Source organism: Flavobacterium sp. (assembly GCF_013822155.1).
In the GTDB taxonomy this organism is placed as follows: Bacteria; Bacteroidota; Bacteroidia; order Flavobacteriales; family Flavobacteriaceae; genus Flavobacterium.
The window spans coordinates 1-1,648 of the sequence record NZ_PNJW01000155.1 but is presented as its reverse complement, the minus strand read 5'-3'; the positions used below and the strand labels follow the sequence as shown (position 1 = coordinate 1,648).

Sequence of the window (1,648 nt, the reverse complement as noted above, 5' to 3'; positions counted from 1 at the left end):
TATTTGATGCTTGATAACAAACATCTGTTCCATCTACTAGGAATTGCCTAACATGAACCTTATCTTCAATTATGATTAAAACATAATCGGTATGAGTAGGTTTTTTTTTAGTATCAAAAATTAAAATGGAATTTTTTATAAAAGGAGGAAAATTTGAGTTGTCAGCTAATTGAAAAGCTAAATAATCTTCTATTTTTTTGTTAATAAAATCAATATGATTACCTTCGTTTTTACTTAATTTTTCTTTTAAAATGTCATGTTCAGATAAAATATAAAGTTTGGAGATGGAAGATTTTTTTTCTTCCTCCATTGCTTGAGTGTCAACCCCATACTCTAACCATTCGGGGCTAACTTCCAAAAGTTCCGCTAACTCATCTATAAATTTGGGTTTAGGAGAATGTTTTAATAAATAATTTAATGCTTGCTTTGAAATTCCTAGCTGTTCTGCTATCCAGGCTTTAGATAGTCCTCTCATTTCAATGATACGGGAGATCCTTTCCCCAAATTGAGAAACTGGTAAGTTTTGATAAAGCTCTGCTTCAATATTTTTCGCCGTCATCTACTTTACTATTGTAAAAATAAAAAATATTATTTATTATTCTTTTACTTTTGTAAAAGAAAGGTTAATCCTATAACTATACAGGGTAATTTTTTATTTTAAAATGGATAGGGAGTTAAAATGGTGTTACATGACTCAAAATTAAACATTTATAAGGGAATGATTCAATATCTTCTTGAATCTACAAATTATACATTAAAACATATTGCTCATTTATCTGAATCAACAATCAAAAATATTCGCACAATTTATAGTGGAAAAGAAATTCCCCTGGGTTTTACCTCTGAGCTTCAACTCATTAGGCTCTATCAAATCATTTTAGAAATTCAATCGAGCGCCCCAAAAATTCCTAATTATTTCATCAAGGATGAAAAATATGATTACATTCGATATTAAACAAGCGGCAGTGTTCTTAGGGGCACATAAAGAAACAATTAGAAAATTAGCCGCAGGCGGACAATTACCGGGGGTAAAAATTGGAAGAAGTTGGAGATTTGTTGAAGAAGATCTTGTGGAATATATGCGTTCAAAATATGTTTGGGCTCATATACCAAAGGAAGCTGTAAATAGGAGTAAGGAACAATGGCGCTTTATCAAAGAAAAAACATTTGGTGGGTTAGCTTCACCCACAATGGACAAAGAATACAAAGAAGCACTGGGACTACGGTAAAAATAGCTGCTCAAGAATACTACGATAAATTAAAAGCAGAATTGTGGAACGTCAGTAAACTTGATCACAAAATTATGTATTCTTGGCGAGATGCTGTACTACGATGGCTGAAAGAAAATCAACATAAACGCAGCCTGGCGAGTGATAAGATTCATTTAAGATGGATAGATAAATATTTTCATCACTTACGACTCCATGAAATAACGCGTGACCTGATTGAAGAAGTAGCGGAGAAAAGAGCAGAAGATGGGGTAACACTCACTACTGTTAATCGCATGTTAGAGGTAGTAAGGGCTATTTTAAGGAAAGCCCAAAACGAGTGGGAATGGGTAGATAAAATTCCATCAGTGCGAATGCGATATGTTGAAAAGCAAAGAATACGCTGGCTTACTTTGAATGAGGCTCAGCGGTTACTCAAA

At 33.2% G+C, this 1,648-nt stretch carries 3 protein-coding genes and 1 pseudogene; 3 read left to right on the top strand and 1 reads right to left on the bottom strand.

All coding sequences use genetic code 11. The annotated features are described in order from the left end of the window. A partial coding sequence (locus C0512_RS15505) for a helix-turn-helix transcriptional regulator (RefSeq protein ID WP_290863202.1) occupies positions 1–559 on the bottom strand: 559 nt, incomplete at its 3' end. Between the two features lie 159 nt (positions 560–718). On the opposite strand from C0512_RS15505, the gene C0512_RS15500 reads away from it, so the two are divergent. From C0512_RS15500 to C0512_RS15490, 3 genes and pseudogenes are all read left to right on the top strand, one after another. Continuing rightward, the gene (locus C0512_RS15500) at positions 719–955 is read left to right on the top strand and encodes a hypothetical protein (protein ID WP_290863200.1); all 237 of its coding nucleotides are present in this window, start codon (positions 719–721) and stop codon (positions 953–955) included. Continuing rightward, positions 936–1,229, top strand: a complete 294-nt coding sequence (locus C0512_RS15495; protein ID WP_290863198.1) for a helix-turn-helix domain-containing protein — start codon at positions 936–938, stop codon at positions 1,227–1,229. The genes C0512_RS15500 and C0512_RS15495 overlap by 20 nt, the downstream gene beginning before the upstream one ends. Beyond that, positions 1,142–1,648, top strand: a pseudogene (locus C0512_RS15490) (site-specific integrase); the annotation flags it as partial. The gene C0512_RS15495 and the pseudogene C0512_RS15490, both read left to right, overlap by 88 nt.

Coding starts and splice junctions, on each gene's coding strand:
- C0512_RS15500 (WP_290863200.1), top strand. CDS start 719: ATGATTCAATATCTTCTTGAATCTACAAATTATACATTAAAACATATT.
- C0512_RS15495 (WP_290863198.1), top strand. CDS start 936: ATGATTACATTCGATATTAAACAAGCGGCAGTGTTCTTAGGGGCACAT.